This window comes from Kitasatospora sp. NPDC056273, assembly GCF_042268845.1.
Classification (GTDB): domain Bacteria; phylum Actinomycetota; class Actinomycetes; order Streptomycetales; family Streptomycetaceae; genus Kitasatospora.
In genome coordinates this window covers 18281-36518 of record NZ_JBHJSJ010000015.1, presented here as the reverse complement: position 1 = coordinate 36518, position 18238 = coordinate 18281, and the positions used below count along the sequence as shown (strand labels likewise).

At 72.4% G+C, this 18238-nt stretch carries 18 protein-coding genes; 5 read left to right on the top strand and 13 right to left on the bottom strand.

Annotated elements, in window-relative coordinates:
* Window positions 1-50 precede the first annotated feature (50 nt).
* Complete coding sequence (locus ACFCY1_RS16015; protein WP_375874936.1) at window positions 51-1457, bottom strand: hypothetical protein; 1407 nt, start codon at window positions 1455-1457, stop codon at window positions 51-53.
* A gap of 17 nt (window positions 1458-1474) precedes the next feature.
* Window positions 1475-1801 carry a hypothetical protein gene (locus ACFCY1_RS16010; RefSeq protein ID WP_375874935.1) on the bottom strand — a complete coding sequence of 109 codons (327 nt, stop codon included), beginning with the start codon at window positions 1799-1801 and terminating at the stop codon, window positions 1475-1477.
* Window positions 1802-2276: 475 nt separating this feature from the next.
* Between ACFCY1_RS16010 and ACFCY1_RS16005 the strand changes: the two genes are divergently transcribed.
* Window positions 2277-2924, top strand: a complete 648-nt coding sequence (locus tag ACFCY1_RS16005; RefSeq protein ID WP_375874934.1) for a transglycosylase family protein — start codon at window positions 2277-2279, stop codon at window positions 2922-2924.
* 324 nt (window positions 2925-3248) lie between these two features.
* A complete protein-coding gene (locus ACFCY1_RS16000) occupies window positions 3249-3785 on the top strand; it encodes a DUF4240 domain-containing protein (protein WP_375874933.1) in 537 nt (178 codons plus the stop codon).
* Window positions 3786-4000: 215 nt separating this feature from the next.
* Here ACFCY1_RS16000 and ACFCY1_RS15995 read toward each other — a convergent pair whose 3' ends face one another.
* Both ACFCY1_RS15995 and ACFCY1_RS15990 read right to left on the bottom strand, forming a co-directional pair.
* Window positions 4001-4576, bottom strand: coding sequence for an RICIN domain-containing protein (locus ACFCY1_RS15995; protein WP_049653595.1), 576 nt, complete (start codon window positions 4574-4576; stop codon window positions 4001-4003).
* Between the two features lie 33 nt (window positions 4577-4609).
* A complete protein-coding gene (locus ACFCY1_RS15990; RefSeq protein ID WP_143204585.1) occupies window positions 4610-5251 on the bottom strand; it encodes a hypothetical protein in 642 nt (213 codons plus the stop codon).
* 386 nt (window positions 5252-5637) lie between these two features.
* Between ACFCY1_RS15990 and ACFCY1_RS15985 the strand changes: the two genes are divergently transcribed.
* On the top strand, window positions 5638-6543 hold the full coding sequence (locus ACFCY1_RS15985; protein WP_375874932.1) for a S41 family peptidase: 906 nt from the start codon (window positions 5638-5640) through the stop codon (window positions 6541-6543).
* A gap of 43 nt (window positions 6544-6586) precedes the next feature.
* On the opposite strand, the gene ACFCY1_RS15980 is transcribed toward ACFCY1_RS15985, so the two are convergent.
* Window positions 6587-7849: a beta-ketoacyl-[acyl-carrier-protein] synthase family protein gene (locus ACFCY1_RS15980; protein ID WP_375874931.1), complete on the bottom strand. Its 1263-nt coding sequence runs from the start codon at window positions 7847-7849 to the stop codon at window positions 6587-6589.
* Between the two features lie 68 nt (window positions 7850-7917).
* On the opposite strand from ACFCY1_RS15980, the gene ACFCY1_RS15975 reads away from it, so the two are divergent.
* Entirely contained in the window at window positions 7918-8583 is a 666-nt protein-coding gene (locus tag ACFCY1_RS15975) for a TetR/AcrR family transcriptional regulator C-terminal domain-containing protein (protein ID WP_375874930.1), read from the top strand.
* A 37-nt stretch (window positions 8584-8620) separates the two neighbouring features.
* Window positions 8621-9055, top strand: coding sequence for an SMI1/KNR4 family protein (locus ACFCY1_RS15970; RefSeq protein ID WP_375874929.1), 435 nt, complete (start codon window positions 8621-8623; stop codon window positions 9053-9055).
* Window positions 9056-9174: 119 nt separating this feature from the next.
* Here the strand turns inward: ACFCY1_RS15970 and ACFCY1_RS15965 are convergent, their stop codons facing one another.
* From ACFCY1_RS15965 to ACFCY1_RS15930, 8 genes are all read right to left on the bottom strand, one after another.
* On the bottom strand, window positions 9175-10320 hold the full coding sequence (locus ACFCY1_RS15965) for a hypothetical protein (protein ID WP_375874928.1): 1146 nt from the start codon (window positions 10318-10320) through the stop codon (window positions 9175-9177).
* A gap of 594 nt (window positions 10321-10914) precedes the next feature.
* Window positions 10915-11247: a hypothetical protein gene (locus tag ACFCY1_RS15960; protein WP_375874927.1), complete on the bottom strand. Its 333-nt coding sequence runs from the start codon at window positions 11245-11247 to the stop codon at window positions 10915-10917.
* Window positions 11248-11756: 509 nt separating this feature from the next.
* Window positions 11757-14213, bottom strand: a complete 2457-nt coding sequence (locus ACFCY1_RS15955) for a DUF4132 domain-containing protein (RefSeq protein ID WP_375875027.1) — start codon at window positions 14211-14213, stop codon at window positions 11757-11759.
* A gap of 5 nt (window positions 14214-14218) precedes the next feature.
* Window positions 14219-14611 (bottom strand): hypothetical protein, encoded by a 393-nt coding sequence (locus ACFCY1_RS15950; RefSeq protein ID WP_074003552.1) that lies wholly within the window; start codon window positions 14609-14611, stop codon window positions 14219-14221.
* Window positions 14612-14757: 146 nt separating this feature from the next.
* Entirely contained in the window at window positions 14758-15954 is a 1197-nt protein-coding gene (locus ACFCY1_RS15945) for an ABC transporter permease (protein WP_074003551.1), read from the bottom strand.
* A complete protein-coding gene (locus tag ACFCY1_RS15940; protein ID WP_074003550.1) occupies window positions 15951-16661 on the bottom strand; it encodes an ABC transporter ATP-binding protein in 711 nt (236 codons plus the stop codon). Before ACFCY1_RS15940 ends, ACFCY1_RS15945 begins: the two co-directional genes overlap by 4 nt.
* Window positions 16658-17749 (bottom strand): efflux RND transporter periplasmic adaptor subunit, encoded by a 1092-nt coding sequence (locus ACFCY1_RS15935; RefSeq protein WP_375874926.1) that lies wholly within the window; start codon window positions 17747-17749, stop codon window positions 16658-16660. The genes ACFCY1_RS15940 and ACFCY1_RS15935 overlap by 4 nt, the downstream gene beginning before the upstream one ends.
* Window positions 17739-18230, bottom strand: coding sequence for a hypothetical protein (locus tag ACFCY1_RS15930; protein ID WP_241852966.1), 492 nt, complete (start codon window positions 18228-18230; stop codon window positions 17739-17741). The genes ACFCY1_RS15935 and ACFCY1_RS15930 overlap by 11 nt, the downstream gene beginning before the upstream one ends.
* Window positions 18231-18238 lie beyond the last annotated feature (8 nt).

Here is an 18238-nt window from a genome sequence, read left to right as displayed (position 1 = left end):
CGCGAGGATAGGCGGACCGTGTGACACCCGGGCCGGTGTTCCGGGGGCCGTTAGCGGCGGCCGACGATGGCGTTGGCGGCGGTGTGGCGGGAGGACGGGTCGTCGGGGCCGCCCGGTGTCCTGACGACGATGGAGTCGGGGGTGAAGCTCCACCCGGGCTTGCCCGTGTCGGCGAGGGGAGTGCTGGCGACGGCGAACCCGGAGCCGTCGGCGGGGGCGGCGACCTCGCTCAGGGTGGCGTTGCCGTCGCGGTGGGAGGCCCGCAGTCCGTTGTACGTGCCGTGGATGGTCTGGCCGCCGTCGCGCAGCGGGCTGAGTGAGGCGGTGGGGGTCTGGTACGGGTCGCCGGCCGGGCCGAGGTTCGTGAAGACGATGCTCGCGGTCGGTTTCGTCGGGTCCGCCTTCCCGGCTGCGACGGCCAGGTTGCGTGCGGCGGCGGCGTCCGCGGGAAGGGTCCCCACCGCCGGGTTGGGCGGGACGTAGGCGGCGATGTGGGTGGCGGTGTCGGGGTTGCCGTAGGCGAGGACGGCGCCCGGGACGTGGGACACCGAGCGGGGGTCGTCCACGCTGAGCAGGAGCTGGGGCGGAACACCGGGGGTGTCGATCTGCTTCTGGAGGGCGTCGAGGCCGTTCAGGTTCGCCTGGGTGATGTTCTGCGAAGGGGGGCCGGTGAGTTCTCGCGCCATCTCCTCGCGGAGCTGGGGCAGCCAGGCCCGGTTGGCCTGGTCACGGACCTCGGCGGGCACGCCGTCCAGGGACCCGATCCAGCCGGGGCGGTCCTGGATGAGCTGCTGCCGGGTGGCCTCGGGCAGGGAGTCCCACCACGCCCGGTTGGATTCGGGGTTGCCGCCGCCGCTCCCTACGCCGCCGCCCGGCATCCGGTCGAGTTCGGCGACGGCCTTGGCGATCTCGGCGACCTTCTCCGGGTAGTAGTCCCCGTCCTGCTTGGCGATGTAGTCGAAGGCGGCCAGGGCACGGGCGAGGCGGTCGTCGTCGCCCCGGGCGGAGGTGCACAGGGCGTCGATGTCCGTCACGAGGCGGTCCCGGGCGGCCTCCACCTCCTTGCGCCACTCGGGGTCGTTGCGGGAGTGCTGGTCGGGCGGCAGGACGCGCACCACCGGTGTGGCGTTCACGTCGGCGGCGACGATCTCCAGGCAGTTGCCGGTCGCCCGTGTGATGAGCGTCTGCTGGCGTGCCTGCAGGAGGAGGACGCTGTCGATGCCGTCGGTCAGCATCCGGCGCAGGTCCTCGATGAACTGGTCGACGAGCAGCAGTTGGTTGGTGCGGTTCTGGAGCGCGGTGGTGGTCGCGTCCGAGGCCTGGCCGTGCCAGGACGAGGAGGCGAGGGTGCGCTGCATCGTCTGCCAGGCGGTGACCTGCTGCTTGTACCTGCCCTCGAAGGTCGTCAGGACCTGGACGGCCGTCCTGAGCGTGCCGACATCGGCTTCCTTGATCATTCCCCAGTAGTGCGGCATCAGTCCTGCCCCCCTGTCCCGGTCTGCGCCCCGGCGCCATCGACCGTCAAGGCGGCGCCGTTGTCCGTGTTCTCGTAACTCCTGGCGATGATGGACAGGTTGCCGGCCGCCTCCGCCAGGGTTCTGGTGGTGATGCGGTCGATGTGCTCGCCCAGGTCGTGGAGGGCGGCCTGGGCCGCTCCTTCGAAAGACCAGTTCGGCAGGCCCAGGGCCGGCGGCGCGTGGCCGAACGCCTCCGCCCAGTCCTGCTGGATGCCCTTCGCCACCGCGTAGCCGCTCTTCGACGCGTCGCGCAGGTCCTGCGGATTCACTCGGAACCCTGCCATCGTCTCAGCCCCCTCAGACACACCAGTTGCGTGATCGAACCGCCGCCCAGCGTAAACGACGAGCCCGAACAAGCCCAATGCGTCAGGGTTTTGACGGATAGCCAGCAAAAGTGCTATCCACCGCTCCCGGGGCCCGACCGCAGAGCCGAGCCCCGGGCGGCGCCCGGCTCCCGACCGCTGCCCCCGTCCTTGGCCCCAAGGGCGCGGCCGCGGGTCGGAGCCCCGCCGTGGATCACGAGTGGCCCACCCGGACGGCCCGAGGAGGCGTTCCGGGCCCCCCTCGGGCGATCGCTCGGCCCGGTAGCCCGGTAGCCCGGTAGCCCGGTAGCCCGGTAGCCCGGTCGCGCGTTCGAGTGGTGTCGAGCCGCCGGTAGAGCGAGATCGGCGCTGCGCTCCTGCTCGTCGAGGGCGTCAGGTGCATGGGTGGGAGGGGCACTTCGGTGCCCGGTCCCTGTTCCCGGAGTACGGAGCGTTCATGTCACCGCTGTCCGTGGCCCGTCGCCTGGTCGTCGTTCTGCTGTCCCTGCTCGCCGTCGCCATCGCCGGCGGTACGGCAACAGCGTCCGCCGCCGCGGCGAGCGCGGGGGTCCGAACGGGAGTGGACTGGGATGCCGTCGCCAGGTGCGAGAGCGGAGGGCGCTGGCAGGCCGACACCGGCAACGGCTACTACGGGGGGCTGCAGTTCGACAGCGGGACCTGGCGCTCGAACGGCGGCCTCGCCTACGCGCCGCGCGCGGACCGGGCGACCCGCGAACAGCAGATCGCCGTGGCCGAACACCTCGCCGAGCGCCGCGGCCTGACCCCGTGGCCGGCCTGCGGAGCCCGTGCCGCACACAGCGGCGACCACCCGGCCGCTCACACCGGCAGCAACCGGCCGGCGCACACCCGGCCCCATGCCTCCGCCACCCCGCCATCCCACGCCGATGCCCCCGCTCCGGTCTGCACGGACGACGACGAGGACTGCCCGGACACCTGGACCGTGGAACCCGGCGACACCCTCGGCGGCATCGCCGAGGCCTTCGCCACGGACGGCGGCTGGCCCGCCCTCTACGAACTCAACCAGGACACCATCGGCGACGACCCCGACCTGCTCCTGCCCGGCCAGGTCCTCGCACTGCGCTGACGCCCGCCGGCGGAGCGGGCTCGTACGAGCGGCGGCTCGATCCGTAGCCCGGGCACCTCATGGTCCACCTCGCCACACGCGCCATGCCATCATCACCCCGCCTGTGAAGGAGCGTTCCAACGCGGCACTGGTGTGGAGTCGCCAACGACTCAGGACCGGACGGAGATTCACGAACCAGCCTCCCGTGACGTCGGGAGCCGGACGCCCGGCCGGACGGCTTCCAGCCCTTGGAGAGGCGCCCGCTCCTGGTCGGGCGGTCCGTCGCGGCGGGCACGGTCCGTCTCCTAGCCGTGTTGTCAGTGTCCGGTGCGATGCTCAACCACCATGGACACCCAGCAGTTCTGGAACCTGATCGAGGAAGCCCGCTCGCAGGCGCCGGCCCCGGACAACGGCCACGCGGTCGCGATCCGGGCCGGCGCGCTACTCGCGCTCCGCCCCGCCGGGGAGATCGTCGCCGCCGAGCAGGTCCTGCGGAACCTGATGGCCGACTCGTACCGGGCTCCGCTGTGGGGCGCCGCCTACCTGATCAACGGCGGTTGCTCCGACGACGGTTTCGACTACTTCCGGGGTTGGCTGATCACACAGGGCCGCACGACCTTCGACAGCGTCATCACCGACCCGGACCGGCTCGCCGCGCTCCCGGCCGTACAGGCGTACGCCGCCGACGGGATCGACATCGAATGTGAAGAAGCCCTGAGCATCGCCTGGAGCGCCTACCGGGAAGCCACCGGTGAGAACCTCCCCGACGAGGCCCTCACCGTTCCGTACCCGCCGCTGGACCCGGCCTGGAACTTCGACTTCGGCGACGGTGACCAGCTGAGCCGACGGCTGCCACGCCTGGCGGCGCTGTATCCGGACTGACAGAGCAGACAGCGCGGCGCCGCTCGAGGTCCGGGCCGACGGGCCGCCTCCCGTGGGCTACTGGATGCTCCAGCGGTGCGGATGTCCGGGATCGTTCGGGCAGGCAAAGATGTTGAGCTCGCCGAATCGGCCGACGGTGATTCCGGTGCAGCCCGTGGGGGCCTTCCGGCTGGGTTCCGTTGCCGGAAGGCCCCCACGGGCGCTCGGGCGGGTGCCTACCAGACCTTGTGGAGCTCGAACAGGTCGGCCTTGAAGGAGCCCTGGGTGACGTGGGATCCGGAGTTGGAGCCGTCCACCGAGAGCCAGCGGTTGCTGTGCTTGGCCATGATCGCCTTCAGGTTGGTGCCCGGCACCGGCTGGATGAAGAAGATCTCGCTCTGCGAGTAGTTGCAGGGCTCGTCGATCAGCCAGTTGCCGTCGTCGGTCATGGCCCGGTCGATGCCGAGGCACCAGTGGCGCGCATGGTCCATCAGCTTGTAGTACTTGCCGTCGGTCCGGGTCGGATTGTTCTCTTCGCACAGTGTCCACTGCCGGTCGGCGGCGTCCTGCCACGGCTCCTGGATGATCGAGCCGTTGTCCCACGACGCCTGGGACCAGCCGAGCACCATCCGGTCGCTCGCATAGGTGTACGGGGTGAAGATGCGGTACCCGCCGCTCTCGCAGGTGAAGCCGTCCAGCGGATTCGCCGCGTGCGCGGCCGGCGCCGCTACGGTCAGCAGTGAGCCGACGAAGGCGACGCTGCCGAGCACGGCTCCGAGTCGGTGGGTGGAGCGCTTGCCGGACTTCGCCATGTTCTTCCCTCCTGGGTGGGACGCGGTCACGGGTCAGTGCTTGCAGAGTTCGAGGCGGGCCGCCTCGCGGACGGTCCCCGCCGGCTCGGGGTACGAGCAGAGCACCACGCCCTCGCTCGCCGCCCCGTACGTCGTGTAGTAGCCGGTGCCGTTCGGGTTGGCTTTGATCCAGTACCCGGTGCCCTGGCCCGAGCGGGCGCACAGGTAGCGGGTCCACTCGCCGTCGACGCGCAGGAACCCGCGGAAGATCCCGTAGTTGCCCGGCGCGTTGATGTTCACCGTCCGGGAGGTGTCCGTGGTCCGGGTGTTGGCCCGGCTGGTCTCGACCTGGAATCCGGTCTTGAAGCTGACCTGCGCCAGGGCGGAGCTGTAGCTGAGGTTGAAATCGGCACTGTTGTTGATCTTGGTGGTGATCATCGTCACCTGGGAGAGCCGTTGCTGCTGCTGCCCCGTCGTCCCGGGGACGACGTTGAAGGACGTGAACTCGGTGACCACCGGGGTGACGGTGGCCGTCACGATGTCGTCCCAGACCGGCTCGATCTCGGGGTTGCAGGTGGCGCGTGGCGGTGCGTCGGCCTGCGCGGGGGCGGCGGTGAGGCCCAACCCGGCGACGGCGAAGAGGGCGGCCAACCCCGAGGTGAAGACGGTCCGTCGACGCCTGGGTGATGCTGTCATGAGGGGATCCCTCCGGTAGGGGGAATGGTTCCGGTCCGACCTCCCGGAAGCCTCGCGTGCGGCCTGACGCCCTGTCCATCCGAGATATCTAGGGGGGTCCTGCGCACACGATGGTTTTCGGCCGGGCGGGACCCGGCGGGCCTGCGGGACGGCATCGGGGATCGGCAGGGGCGGCAGCGGGTCCCAGGCAGCGGCTGTCGTGGGCGGCTCCCGGCCGTCGCCGCTCGCCGGTTCGTGGGGTAGGAATGGGAGCTGTACGAACCGGGGGAGGGGTGCGGATGAGAGCGGCGCGAATCGCCGTGGTGGTGGCGGGCGCGGTGGCGCTGGTCGCGGGGTGCGCTTCGGGAGGTTCGGGAGGTTCCGGGGGATCCGGGGAGTCCGGGGGGATGTCGGCGCAGGCGCACGGCTACCTGTCGGAGGCGTTGGACCTGTTGCAGCGGGAGTCGTTGAACACCGGGACGGTGGACTGGCCGAAGCTGCGGGGCGAGGCGTTCGCGCGGGCGGCCGGAGCGCGGACGGCGGCCGACACCCATCGGGCGGTCGGCGGCGCGGTGGCGGCGCTCGGGGACGGCCACAGCCGGTTCTACCCGCCCGGTGAGGCGGCGGCCATGGACGCCGACCCCGTGACGGTCGACGCCCCGACGGTCGAACAACTTCCCGGCGGCATCGCCAGGTTGAACCTTCCGGCGGTGAACGGCTCGGAGCGCACCTACGCCGAGTACGTCGCCCGCGGCCGCTCCGCCGTCGCCGGGGCGAGCGCCTGCGGCTGGGTGGTGGACCTCCGCCGGGAGAGCGGCGGCGGGATGTGGGCGCCGCTGGCCGTGGCGGCTCCGCTGCTCGGGGACGGTCCAGTGGGGGCCTTCGTCACGGCGGACGGCACCCGCAGCGTCTGGTCGGTGCGCGGGGGCGTGCCGTTCCTGGACGGGTCCCCGCAGGCGGAGCCCCCCGGGGACGGCGCGGACGCGTGGCCGAGCGCGCCCGTCGCCGTGCTCACCGGCCCGGGGACGGGCAGCGCGGGCGAGGCCGTCGCCATCGCGTTCATCGGCCGCCCGGACACCCGCAGCTTCGGCGCGCGCACCTACGGGGTGCCCACCGGCAACGCCGCGCACCGGTTGTCGGACGGTGCGGTCGTCCTGCTCACGGGCGCCGCCGAGGCGGACCGCACGGGCCGGATCCACGCGGGGCCGATCGAGCCGGACGAGCCCGTGGACACCCGTAAGGAGGGGGATCCGTCACTCGCCGCCGCGACCGGCTGGCTCGGGCGGCAGGCGTCCTGCCGGAGCACCCCGTAGTACCCCGTTGTCCCGTGGCAGCCGGAGCGATCGTCCGTGTCCGTCATGGTGCGGCCGGGGCCGTACGGGACGCGCGGTGCCGTGCGCCGGTGACGACGAGGGAGACGTTCTGCCCGCCGAAGCCGAAGGAGTTGCTGAGCACGGCCTCCTGGGGGACGTCCCGTCGCTCCGCGACGACGTCGAGGCCGATGTCGGGGCCGATGCCGGCCGCGGTGAGGTTGCGGGTCGGCGGGATGACGCCGTGCTCCACGCTGAGGACGGCGATGAGCGCCTCGATCGCGCCGGCGGCGCCGAAGAGGTGGCCGAGCGCGGCCTTGGGGGCCGTGACGGTGGCGCGGCCGAAGACCTCCCTGATCGCGCGCGCCTCGGCGGCGTCGCCGACCGGCGTTCCGGTGGCGTGGGCGTTGATGTGACCGATCTGCCCGGGGGCCAGACCGGCCTGGGCGAGGGCCTTGCGCATGGCGGAGACCTGACCGGCGCCGTCGGGGGCGGGCGCCGTGATGTGGTGGGCGTCGGCGGCGATGCCGGCACCCGCGAGCACCGCGTGGACGCGCGCGCCCCGGGCGGCGGCGTGCTCGGCGCTTTCGAGCACCAGGACGGCGGCGCCTTCGCTGAGGACGAATCCGCTGCGGTCCGCCGCGAACGGCCGGGACGCCGAGGCGGGATCGGCGGTGTGCCCCGACAGTGCCTGGGCCCGGGCGAACCCGGCGACGGTGATCGGGGTGGTCGCGGCCTCGGTCCCGCCCGCGATGACCACGTCCGCCTCGCCGGCCCGGATGAGACGGGCCGCCAGGGCGATCGCCTCGGCCCCGGAGGAGCACGCCGAGACGGGCGTGAAGACCCCGGCCCGCGCGCCGTACTCGATGCTGATCAGTGCCGCCGCCGCATTGGGCATGAGCATCGGCACCGTGCGGGGTGAGACGCGCCGGGCTCCGGCCGTCTCCAGGACGTCGTCCTCCCTCAGCAGCGTGCCCACGCCGCCGATGCCCGTGCCGATCGCGGAGGCGAGCCGGTCCGGGTCCACCTCCGGGGCTCCGGCGGCGGCCCAGGCCTGGGCCGCCGCGGCGAGGGCTGCCTGCTGCGAGCGGTCGAGCCGCCTCGCCTGTACCGGCGGCAGCAACGTGGCGGGGTCGACCGCCATCGTCCCCGCGACGGTGTCGGGGAGGCCGAGTCCCTCGTGGGCGCGCAGGACGCCCCCGCGGATGCCCGACTCTCCGGCGAGCAGGGCCTCCCAGGTGGACGCCACGTCGGCCCCGAGCGGGGTGATCGCGCCGAGTCCGGTCACGACGACTTCGGTCCGGTGCATGCTCCTCAGCCTTTCTTGTATGCGATACAAGTGAACGCGGGGCAAGTTGTATCACATACAATTCCGGGATGGAGAACGAGCGAGTGGAGAAGGAGCGCGTGGAGGAGACGGGGCGCGTGGAGAAGAAGCGAACCGGAGCCCGACCGGCCCCGGGCCGCTCGCGGGACCGCGGTCGCGCGACGAGGATCCGGCTGATCGAGGCGACCGCGGAGCTCTGCAAGGAGCGGCCCGGCGCCGAGCTGAGCGTCGCGGAGATCGCGGGCGCGGCAGGCGTCTTCCCCAACCAGGTCACCTACCACTTTGGTTCCAAGGACTCACTGCTCGTGCACGCCGCCTTCCTCGGCCTGCTGCACGACGCCCGACGGATCGAGCGCATCGGCCGCCAGGCCCCCGACGCGGCGACGTTCCGGCGCAACATCGCCCGCGCCGTCCTGGCCATGCCCTCGCTCCCGTCCGTCACGCGGGCACTCGCCGCCGGGATCTCCAAGCCCGAACTCGCCCCCGTGGTCGACCGGCACCTCCAGCTGCTGTTCCGGCAGTCCGAACGCTTCGTCGGCCAGCTCGTCGACAGCCGCGGCTGGGCGGCCCGCCGGCCGCTCGCCGTGGAGGCCAGGACGTTCTGGAGCACCGCGCTCGGCGCCGTGCTGCTCGTCCGCGCCGGCGCGCACGGCACCGTCGCCGACCTCGACCTCGCCGGATCACTGACGATCCACGACGAACCCGGTCCCGGCTGAGCGGGCGTGTCGGCCGGGACGGCTACGCTTCCGGACCATGTGGAGACAAGCAGCCCGCGAGGCGTTCCCCGACGCCGGTTTCGCGGAGCCCGCCGACGAGTCGGTCCTGGCGGCGGCCGAGCGCAAGCTGGGGGAGGAACTACCGTCCGAGCTCAGGCAGTTGCTGCTGGAGAGCAACGGAATCGTCGGGCGGACCAGCGTGGACACCGTCTGGACCGTCGAGCAGATCGCCGAGCAGAACCTCCACTTCCGTACGGACGGTTCCTTCGCCCGGCTGTACATGCCGTTCGACGCACTCCTGTTCTTCGGGGACAACGGTGGCGGCGACCAGTTCGCCTTCGTGCGGACGCCGCGGAGGCCGGACGTCTTCGTCTGGGAGCACGAGACCGACAGTCGCCGCTGGGTGGCCGGCGGTCTCCGGGACTACCTCGGACGCTCACTCGCCGACGGCGGAGACGACTGGTACCGGTAGCCCTCCGGCTCACCGGGGCATCGGCGTCCCGGCGCCTCTTCCCCAACGCCACCGCCCCGGCCTCCCGAGTGGTGGGAGGCCGGGGCGGTGGTGCGGTGCGGGTGCGCGGGTGTGCGGTGTCAGCGCGCGTCGCGCAGGAAGACGGACCGCTGGACGGACTGGTGGCCGTTCGACTCCGCGCTCACCCGGATGTCCACGTCGGCGCCGTACTTCGGGGCCTCCTTGAACGTGGCCCGGAAGGTGTACTCGACCGTGTTGCCGTCGCGGACGCCCGGCACGTTCGGGTCGACCGTGACCAGGCCGCACTCGTCCTTCAGCTCGACCGGCTTCCACACGTCGCCGACCCGGGCCTCCACCGTGACGTCGTTCGGGGTCGGCCCCTCGGAGCTCCAGACGGTCACCCGGGGGCGCAGGCCCGCGGTGCCGTCCGGCGAGGAGACGCGGAAGCTGAACGGGATCGGGTCCGTGGTGATCACGCCCTTGGCCGGCGGCATCACCGAGAGCATCTCCGGGCTGTGGCTGTCGACGACCGTGGCGTTCAGCTCGGCCTTCGCCATGTCCAGGTAGTTCTTGGAGTGCGGCACGGGGGCGTCCGCCTCGATCGTGATCTGCCCCGGGCGGTTAGCCAGGGACAACCGCATCCGGAACTCGATGGTCCGGCTCTCGCCGGCGGCCAGGGTGAAGGCCGCGTCGTCGGCGGTACCCGCGTAGTCCATCCCGCCGCCCTGGCTGAGGTGGTCCAGCGTCTTCCAGCCGGAGGCGTCCTTGCGCTCCAGGGTGCCGTCCGCCATCGCGAGCACCATGGTGCAGGGCGCGCCCTCGTACTGCTGGGTGGCCACCACCGGGGCCACGCTGCGGGTGCCGGTGGCGTCGTTGTTCTTCCAGGTGACGGTGAAGGGGACCAGGTCGTTCAGCCCGATCTTCCCGCCCTCGTTCAGGCCGCCGAAGGTGATGCCGATACCGCTTCCGCCGGACGGGGCGGGGGCCTTCGGCGCGGCGGGCTTGGCCGCGGCCTTCGCGGCGGCCTTGACGTCGGTCTTGGCCGTTGCGGCCCCAGCGGCGGGGGCCTGCCCGGCCGGGGTGGCGGCGGCCGGGACGGCGCCCGCACCGGGGGTGGCCGAGGAGGTGGTGGCCGGGGCGGAGGCGGGAGCGGAGGCGGCGACGGAGGCCCCGCCCTCGGTCGGGCCGCAGGCGGTGACGCCGACGGCGGCGACAACGGCCAGCGGGATGATCTTCGTAATACGGGCGATAACGGACGCGTTCATGTGACAGTCCCCCCAAGGACATGGTGATGGTGGTGATCGGATGAGCGGGCGCCTACTGTCGCGCCCCGAGGAGTCGGCCCGAGCCCCCCGGCTCCGCCGGCTCGCTCTCCCCGCCTCTCACCCTGATAGACGTCCATCCCGCCGGGGGGTTGCAGCCGGGTTCGAAGAAATTTTTCCCGGCCCCGCGCTCGCCCCCGCCCCTGGACCGAGGGCGGCGTCCAACTCCCCGGCCCGCGACGCGTTCGCGCAGGTCCTGGACGCGGTGTGAGCGGAGCCCGGCGCCGACCCGGCTGCCGCCACCGCCATCCAACAGCCTGTGCGAGTTCGCCCTGACCAACCCTGCCGGGGGCCATCCGCCCAAGCAGGGCGGTGAGTTCACCTTCGGCGCCCCCGGCACCCGGGGCGACGGGCAGGCTGTCACCTTCACCGCGCCCCACCGCCGTATGGAGGTCCTATGTCAGCCGGAGCACCGGAGCCTCCTCCGGTCTCTGCGCCTCATCGATGACCGGGTCGAGTTTCGACGCCAACGGTTCCGGAATGCGCGCGCCCGGCGCCTCCCTGCGGGACGCCGGGCGAGCACCTGGGCCCCGAGGCTCAGTAGACCCGGTCGCACCGCTGGGAGCCGTAGCCGAAGCTCCCGTCCGGATGCTTGTACATCATCTGGACGCACACGAGGCCAGCGCCACGGCCGCCGAAGGTACTCGTGTTCTCGAAGTCGTACCACCGCTTGGTCTCGGTGTCGGCGTGGAGCCCCGGGCCGCTGAAAGCGAAGAAGCCCTCGAAGGTGGAGGCGCCGGCGGCCGAACTGCGCTTGTAGGCATGCGTTGCGTACTCGTCAGGGCCGCCGGTGACGAACAGACACACCAGTTCGGTGCACTGCATGGACTCCGCCTGGGCCGGAGCGGACAGCAGCCCGACCGAGGACACCGCAACCATTCCCGCCGCGGCCAGATCGGGGCCAGGGCGGCTGGGCCTTCTGCATGGTCAGATGTGGGCCTGGTACGGGCGGCTCGATCGTGAAACACTCACGCGGTCGCTTCAACAGGTGTCGCCGGGGCACCCGAGGTCCAGTGGACCGAACCAGCGGGAGTAAGAGGCGGTGCAGGCGGCAGCCGTATGCGTGGCGCGCGATCAGCGCCCTGAGTAGACCCCGTTGGACCCCGGCACACGTGGTGGCGCCGCACGCCGCCGATCATCCGGTGAGGGCGCACTGCGTCAGTTCGCCCTGGTGAACTCCAGTCACCCGAACCACACGGTCCGGAGCCGTGTGCTGCCCGCCTGTCTACGGTGGCGCGACGCCAACGCCCGCCACCACGACGTCCCGGCCGCCCAAACGCAAGGGGCGAGCCCGCATCCGCGGCGAGAAGGGCCTGCGCCGGGGCGGCAGGCCCTTCCTCGCCGCGTGATCAAGCAATCCGGCGAACGAACTCGCAGTGCTAGAGCTGGCTCAGGATCGTCGGGTCCGTGATCTTCGTGTCCTCGGCCAGCATCATCGCCTTGCTGAGGATCACGGCCAGCAGGCGGTCGCCCTCGAAGGGGAGGTAGCCGGTCTGCGGGGCGGCCGCGGCGGACTTCGGGACGATGCACAGGTACTGGTCGTTCGGCGTCATCAGGATGTTCCCCGAGCCGAGGTGGATCTTGTACGTGTGGCGCTCGCCCTTCACGTGGAGAAAGCGGCCCTCGAGGGTGCAGCGGTCGGCTATCGCCAGCCGGGGCACGAGCCGCTCCAGCAGCATGCGGCGAGTCTCGGCACCCTGGCCGAGCTCACCGAAGCCGTACGACCTCCAGTAGTCCCTGAAGCGGCCCTCCGGTCCGCCGTCCTGCCAGGCCGGGTCGTTGCCGATGCTGGCCACGCCCACGAACAGGTCCACGTCGCGCAGGACTTCGGACAGCACGAGCGGCGGGACCTCGGCGAGCTGGACGGGCTCCACCGGCCCGGCGCCGGCCGCCGACCACATGCGGTACTCACTGCCGTAGCAGTCCGCCGCGTTCTCCGGCGCGTCGATCGGGTAGAAGCGGACCTGGTCGGTGGCCAGACGCAGGTAACTGCCCGACTCGGTGGTGTCGTCCCCGTACTCGTCGCCCTCCCCGTGGATCCAGTACTCGGCGCGCAACCCCCACTGCGGCAGCGCACGGGTGGCGGGCGGGGCCGAGTCGTCGACCATCAGGCGCAGCTTGTTGCGCCACCCCCGGGCCGACGTCAGGGAGTGGAACTGGTGCTGGCGCAGGACGTGCGCGGCGAAACGGTTGGAGTACGTCCCCGTCGCGCGCTCGGCGTCGGTCAGCAGGTACACCTCGCGGTGGGCCTGCTTGAACGGCTGGGTGATCTCGTGCCGCTCCAGCCAGTCACGCCAGGCCACGACCTGGGCGGGCTCGTGGCCCACCGGGTGCCAGAGCCGGACCTCGGCCCCTTCGCGCACCGGGTCGTCGGCGAGGGTGCGCAGCTCGCCGTCCGCGAATCCGACGGTCGTGCCGTCGACCGTCCACAGCAGCCGTCGGGCCAAGGTGCCGACCAGGGGGTGGTCGAGGTACCGCTCGCGCCAGGCGGTGTACGGCCAGGTGCGGCGGCCGAGGAACTGCCGGTCCAGACGCTCGCTCTGGGCGGAGAGCATCTTGTCGATGTCCTTGACCGCCGTCTTCAGCTCCTTGAGCTGCTCGGCGTGGTCGCGCTTGACGGCGGCGGGCACGCTCTTGACCTCCTTGCCCGCGGCGTTGCGCCAGCCGAGGAACACCCTGGTGCCCCGGACCTCCAGGACTGCCGTGGCCTCGCCCAGACGTAGCTCGGCCCGGCCGACCCCGGTCAGCCCGTAGGCGGGGACGGCGATCTCCTCGACCTCCTCGCGGGACAGGCCCAGCGCCTCGGCCCGGGTCCGGAGCGCGGTGTCGAGCAGCTTGAGCGTGCCCTTGTACGTCACGCGGGTGGCCAGGCGGGCGAGTTCGGCGAGGGCCGCTTCGCCGTCGATGCGGGAGAGCGCGGTCGTGGCGGCGTTGGCGACCTTCGGGTTGCGCGGGCCGAGCCCGGGGATCTTCCTGAGGGAGGTCTCGACCAGCGCGCCGAGGGCGCGGGCGGTGTCCGGATGGGCCGGCAGCAGGGCGAGCATCCAGGTCAGTCCGCGCAGGGCGTTGGCGTTGTACGGGTCGTAGGCGCTGTGTCCGTCGGACCCGAGGAGTTCATGGTTCAGCGCGAAGGTGCGGCGGCCGACGAGGGCGAGCCAGGGCAGCAGGGTGGTCCGGACGCGGTCGGCACCGAGGGGGAGGATCAGGCGTTCGGCCCGCTGCTCCCACGGGCGGGAGGGCTTGGCGGCTGTGGCGGTCGTCGCGTGCCGCAGGAGTGCCTGCCAGTCGGGGTCGTCCAGGGTGTCCCGCAGGGCCTGCTCGGCCCATTCCTCACCGACGTTGAGGACGGGCTCGGTGAGCGTGCCGGCGAACTCGACGAGCGGCTTCCTGCCGTAGGTGTCCAGGGCCGAGCGCCGGAAGACGGCCACGACCTCGGGAGTGAGGGGGCGGCCGGCCCCGAGCTCGGCCTCGGCGAGGAGCAGGTGACGGCCGCTGTGCACCACGGAGTTCTCGTGGCCGAGCTCGTCGAGCTTCTCCGTGCGCTCCGCCGTGAGCCGGTCGCCGGGCAGACCGTGCGCGACGACAGCCAGCAGGATGAGAACGTTCCCGCGGGCGACCGGGCCGGCCTCGGCCGAGTGGTACTGCCCGACCAGCGCGTCGGCGAGCGCGGTCCGGGCCTCGGACGGCAGCGCGCGCAACTCGGCGAAGGCGCCATCCCACCGTCCCTCCCAGTAGCCGCTGTGCCTCCCTGTTCCCAGCTTCAGCAGCTCGACGGCGAGGTCATCCGCCTCTCCTGCGTACTGCCGGACCAGCTCCGTGATCTCCTGGAAGTCCATCACCGTCATCCCCCCACCAGCGGAACGAGCTTCAGGAACGTGACCTCGGTGCCGAGGCCGAGCTCGACCTCCTCCTCCGCGTCGGTGACCTGGCGTTCCCCCACCAGCACCAGGAAGCCGTTGCCCGCGAACGCCCGGAGCGCCAGCTCGCTCTGCGCCTCCGGATCGATCCGGCGCGGCGTGCGCAGGGCGTACCCGTTCAGCACCCGCTCGGCATCGTGCGGCCGCACCAGCCCCTGGAACACCTGCGGTGCCTTCGCGTTGTACTCGGCGACCTCCTGGAATACTCTGCGCCGGATCAGCTCACGCACGGTGAGCCTCTCCTCGAGAACCTCCAGTTCCCACCCGTCGCTCCGGTCCCCAGCCGTCGTCTCGTCGACGAACATCACGATTGCCATGCCGTGAACAGTACGGGCCCACCCTGACACTGACGTTCGACAGAGTGGTGCGGGACTGCTGGAGCCGAGCCACCCGTGCCTTGGCCGGCAGGCCGACCGGACCGGAGGGTGGGGCACCCGGAGGGGTGCCCCACCCGTGCGGCCCGCTAGCCGGCGTGGAGGGCGAGGGTCGGGGAGAGGCGGGCGGCCCGGACGGCCGGGTAGAGGCCGGCGACCGTGCCGATGAGCAGGGTGGCGGCGAAGCCCCCGGTGACGGCCCACGGGGGGACCACCCAGGGCAGGCCGCCCGAGGCGGCGAAGGCGTAGGTGGCGGCCGCGCCCAGGGCCACGCCGGCCAGTCCGCCCAGTCCGGAGAGCAGGAGGGACTCCGTCACGAACTGGAGGCGGATCTGGCCCCTGGTGGCGCCCAGGGAGCGGCGCAGTCCGATCTCGTGGCGCCTCTCCAGCACCGAGATGATCATCGTGTTGGCGACCCCGACGCCGCCGACCAGGAGCGCCACCCCGCCCAGCCCGAGCAGGAGGTCGGTGAACGCCCCCTCGGTGGCGGCCTTGGCCTGGAGCGCCGAGGAGGGGTCGGTGACCTGCACGTTGTGCGGGTTCTGCGGATCGACGGTGCGGGGGATCAGCTCGCGGACCGCGCTGACCGTCCGGTCCGTCGACCGTTCGTAGATCTGGGTCGGGTGGCCGTCGAAGCCCAGCAGCGTGCCGGCGCCGTCCCAGCCGACCAGGGCGGCCCGCTCGATCTCGGGAGCCAGCGGCAGCGGGTCGAGGATGCCGATGACGGTGAAGTACCGGTCGCCGATGTGGACCTGCTGCCCGGGGGCGGTGATGCCCAGGCGCTGGGCCGCGACGTGTCCGAGCACCGTCGACGGGTAGCGCCCGTTGGCCTCGTTGAGCCAGGTGCCCGAGCCGACCGCGCCGCGTACGACGTCCAGCAGTCCTTCGGTGGCGGCCTTCACGGTGATGCCGCCGGTCTCGTCGTCGGGGATCTTCTCGCTGCGCCGGACGGACTGCGCCAGGTCACCGGTCGCGCCGACCTGCTCGACCCCGGGGACGCGGCTCAGCATGCCGACCGACTCCTCGGGCAGCTTCACCTTCTCGCCGAACAGCCCCTGGCCGGGGGAGGCCACCAGCAGGTTGGTTCCCAACCGGTCGAGCTGACGCAGGAGTTGGGCCTTGCTGGAGGAGGAGATGCCGACCACCGCGATCATGGTGGCGATGCCGATGGCGATGCCCAGCGCGGACAGCACCACCCGCAGCGGCCGGGTGCGCAGGCCGGCCGAGCCGACGTGGAGGACGTCACGGGGGCCGAGCCGGGCCGGGGAGAGCCGTGTGCGGCTCATCGCTCCCCACCCCGATCGGCCGGGACGGCGGCGCCGGTGCGCAGGTCCGCCACGACGCGGCCGTCGCGGATCCGGACCTGGCGGGGCAGGCTGTCGGCGATCTCGCCGTCGTGGGTGATCACCGCGATGGTGGCACCGTCGGCGTTGAGGTCGTGCAGCAGCTCCATCACCGCTTCGCTCGAGGCGGAGTCCAGCGCGCCGGTCGGCTCGTCGGCCAGCAGCAGGTCCGGCTCGCCGACCACCGCCCGGGCGATCGCCACCCGCTGCCGCTGGCCGCCCGACAGCTCGTGCGGCCGGTGGTGCATGCGGTCCGCGAGCCCGACCCGCTCCAGGGCCAGGGCCGCGCGCCTGCGGCGCTGGGCGCGCGGCAGGCCCGAGTAGAGCAGGCCCTCGGCGACGTTGTCCCGGGCGCTGACCCCGGCCACCAGGTGGAAGGACTGGAAGACGAAGCCGATGTGCCGGGCGCGCAGGGCGGACAGCCGGCGGTCGGAGAGGGCGGCGACGTCGTGGCCCGCCAGGGTGACGGATCCGGCGCTGGGCCGGTCCAGGGTGCCGACGATGTGCAGCAGGGTGGACTTGCCCGACCCCGAAGGGCCGACGATGGCGAGCAGTTCGCCGCTTCCGATGCGCAGGTCCACCCCCTGCAGCGCCACGACCCCGCCCGGATACTCCTTGGTGACCTGGTTCAACTCGACCACCGCGCTCATGACGTGGGCACCCCGACCTTCATTCCCTCGGCCAGGCCGGTCCCGCTGACCTCGACCCGGCCCTGTCCGAACATGCCGAGCTCGACCGGGACTTCGCGCACCTTCCCGTTCTCCACGACCTGGATGCCGAAGCCCCCGCCGGTCAGCGCGAGCAGGGCGTTGACCGGTACCGTCAGCACGCCCTCGCGGACCTCGCCCTCGAGCTCGACGGTGACCGGCGCCTGGTCGAAGCCCTCCGCCTGCCCCGGGTCGTCGAAGACCACCCGGGCGGTGATCTTGGCGGGCTTGTCCTGGGAGCCCTGCTCCTTGGCGTCCTCACCGATGGTGCGGTCGACGGAGGCGACCTTGCCCTTGGCCCTGCCGCCGCCGGGCAGAGCGACCTCGACCCTGGTACCGGGCTTGGCGAGGTCGGCCCGGGAGACCTCGATCCTGATCTGCACCTGCCGTTCGGAGCCGGTGGTGGTGAGGACCGGCTTGCCGGGAGCGACCTGGTCGCCGACGGCCGCGTCGTTCTTCTTGATCCGCACCGGACCGGGCGAGAAGGCGATCTGCTCGGGGCCGATCTCGCCGGTCTGGGCCAGACCGTGGGCCTTCTGCCAGCGCTTGACCGCCTCCACGGTGCCGGGGGTGAACTCCTCGTCCGCGGCCAGCCCCTTGCCGTGGCCCAGGGCGCGGAGGTTCTCCTTCAGCTGTCTGACGTCCGGCCCCTTGTCGCCGGCCTTCAGCGTCCGGTACACGGGGCGCTCGCCGACCAGGAGCCGGACCTTCCGGCCGTCGACCTCGTAGAGGACCCCGTCGCGTTCCACCACCGCGCCGGCCTCCGGGAGCCAGGTGAGGGTGCCCGTCACACCGGCGTTGAACCGGCGCTCCTCGGCGTACCCGAGGGTCCCGTCCACCTGGGTCCGGCTGCTCAGGTCCTGTCGTTCCACCGAGCCCGTGCTCGGCGGCAGCCCGTCCGTGCGGTCCGTGCCGGCGCTCGCGCCGCCGCCGGTCTGCGACAGGGCCGTGACCCCGCCCACCAGCGAGACCGAGGTGACCAGCGCGGCGATCAGGTACGTTCGGCGGCTCCGCCCGCGCTCACTCCGCATTCTGACCACTGCACGCCTTGTTCGCCTTGTCGAACCTGTCCTTGTCGGGGCCCTCCGGGACCTTCATCGCCTGTCCCGACATCGCCGAGTCGCCGTCGAACTTCGGGTCCGGCATGTCCACACCGTTACCGCGCATGCACTGGGCGAACTTGAGCGCCCTGTCCTTGTCGGCCTGGGACATCTTCGCGCCGCCCGCGCCACCGGCTCCACCGCAGGCCTTGAGGGCTTCCGCCATCTTGTCCTGGCCGCCCTCGAGGACCAGGCCCCGCGGGTCCTGGCCCGGCTCCGGCTCCTTCACCTGGGCGCCGTGTTCGCGCAGGCACTTACGGTGCTCGTAGGCCTGGTCCGCCGCCGCGCCCCTGCCCGACGAGTCCGAGCCGGCGCCCCCGCCGGAGCCCGTGGCGCCTCCGCCACAGGCCGCGGTGAACAGCGCCATCCCCGCCACCAGCACGGCCGCCGCGCCGTACCTGTGGTTCCGCATGTGGTTCC

Excerpts from the sequence above, each read along its gene's own strand:
- ACFCY1_RS16015 (WP_375874936.1), bottom strand. The coding sequence starts at position 1,457 with ATGATCAAGGAAGCCGATGTCGGCACGCTCAGGACGGCCGTCCAGGTC.
- ACFCY1_RS16010 (WP_375874935.1), bottom strand. The coding sequence starts at position 1,801 with ATGGCAGGGTTCCGAGTGAATCCGCAGGACCTGCGCGACGCGTCGAAG.
- ACFCY1_RS16005 (WP_375874934.1), top strand. The coding sequence starts at position 2,277 with ATGTCACCGCTGTCCGTGGCCCGTCGCCTGGTCGTCGTTCTGCTGTCC.
- ACFCY1_RS16000 (WP_375874933.1), top strand. The coding sequence starts at position 3,249 with ATGGACACCCAGCAGTTCTGGAACCTGATCGAGGAAGCCCGCTCGCAG.
- ACFCY1_RS15995 (WP_049653595.1), bottom strand. The coding sequence starts at position 4,576 with ATGGCGAAGTCCGGCAAGCGCTCCACCCACCGACTCGGAGCCGTGCTC.
- ACFCY1_RS15990 (WP_143204585.1), bottom strand. The coding sequence starts at position 5,251 with ATGACAGCATCACCCAGGCGTCGACGGACCGTCTTCACCTCGGGGTTG.
- ACFCY1_RS15985 (WP_375874932.1), top strand. The coding sequence starts at position 5,638 with ATGTCGGCGCAGGCGCACGGCTACCTGTCGGAGGCGTTGGACCTGTTG.
- ACFCY1_RS15980 (WP_375874931.1), bottom strand. The coding sequence starts at position 7,849 with ATGCACCGGACCGAAGTCGTCGTGACCGGACTCGGCGCGATCACCCCG.
- ACFCY1_RS15975 (WP_375874930.1), top strand. The coding sequence starts at position 7,918 with ATGGAGAACGAGCGAGTGGAGAAGGAGCGCGTGGAGGAGACGGGGCGC.
- ACFCY1_RS15970 (WP_375874929.1), top strand. The coding sequence starts at position 8,621 with ATGTGGAGACAAGCAGCCCGCGAGGCGTTCCCCGACGCCGGTTTCGCG.
- ACFCY1_RS15965 (WP_375874928.1), bottom strand. The coding sequence starts at position 10,320 with ATGAACGCGTCCGTTATCGCCCGTATTACGAAGATCATCCCGCTGGCC.
- ACFCY1_RS15955 (WP_375875027.1), bottom strand. The coding sequence starts at position 14,213 with ATGGACTTCCAGGAGATCACGGAGCTGGTCCGGCAGTACGCAGGAGAG.
- ACFCY1_RS15950 (WP_074003552.1), bottom strand. The coding sequence starts at position 14,611 with ATGGCAATCGTGATGTTCGTCGACGAGACGACGGCTGGGGACCGGAGC.
- ACFCY1_RS15945 (WP_074003551.1), bottom strand. The coding sequence starts at position 15,954 with ATGAGCCGCACACGGCTCTCCCCGGCCCGGCTCGGCCCCCGTGACGTC.
- ACFCY1_RS15940 (WP_074003550.1), bottom strand. The coding sequence starts at position 16,661 with ATGAGCGCGGTGGTCGAGTTGAACCAGGTCACCAAGGAGTATCCGGGC.
- ACFCY1_RS15935 (WP_375874926.1), bottom strand. The coding sequence starts at position 17,749 with ATGCGGAGTGAGCGCGGGCGGAGCCGCCGAACGTACCTGATCGCCGCG.
- ACFCY1_RS15930 (WP_241852966.1), bottom strand. The coding sequence starts at position 18,230 with ATGCGGAACCACAGGTACGGCGCGGCGGCCGTGCTGGTGGCGGGGATG.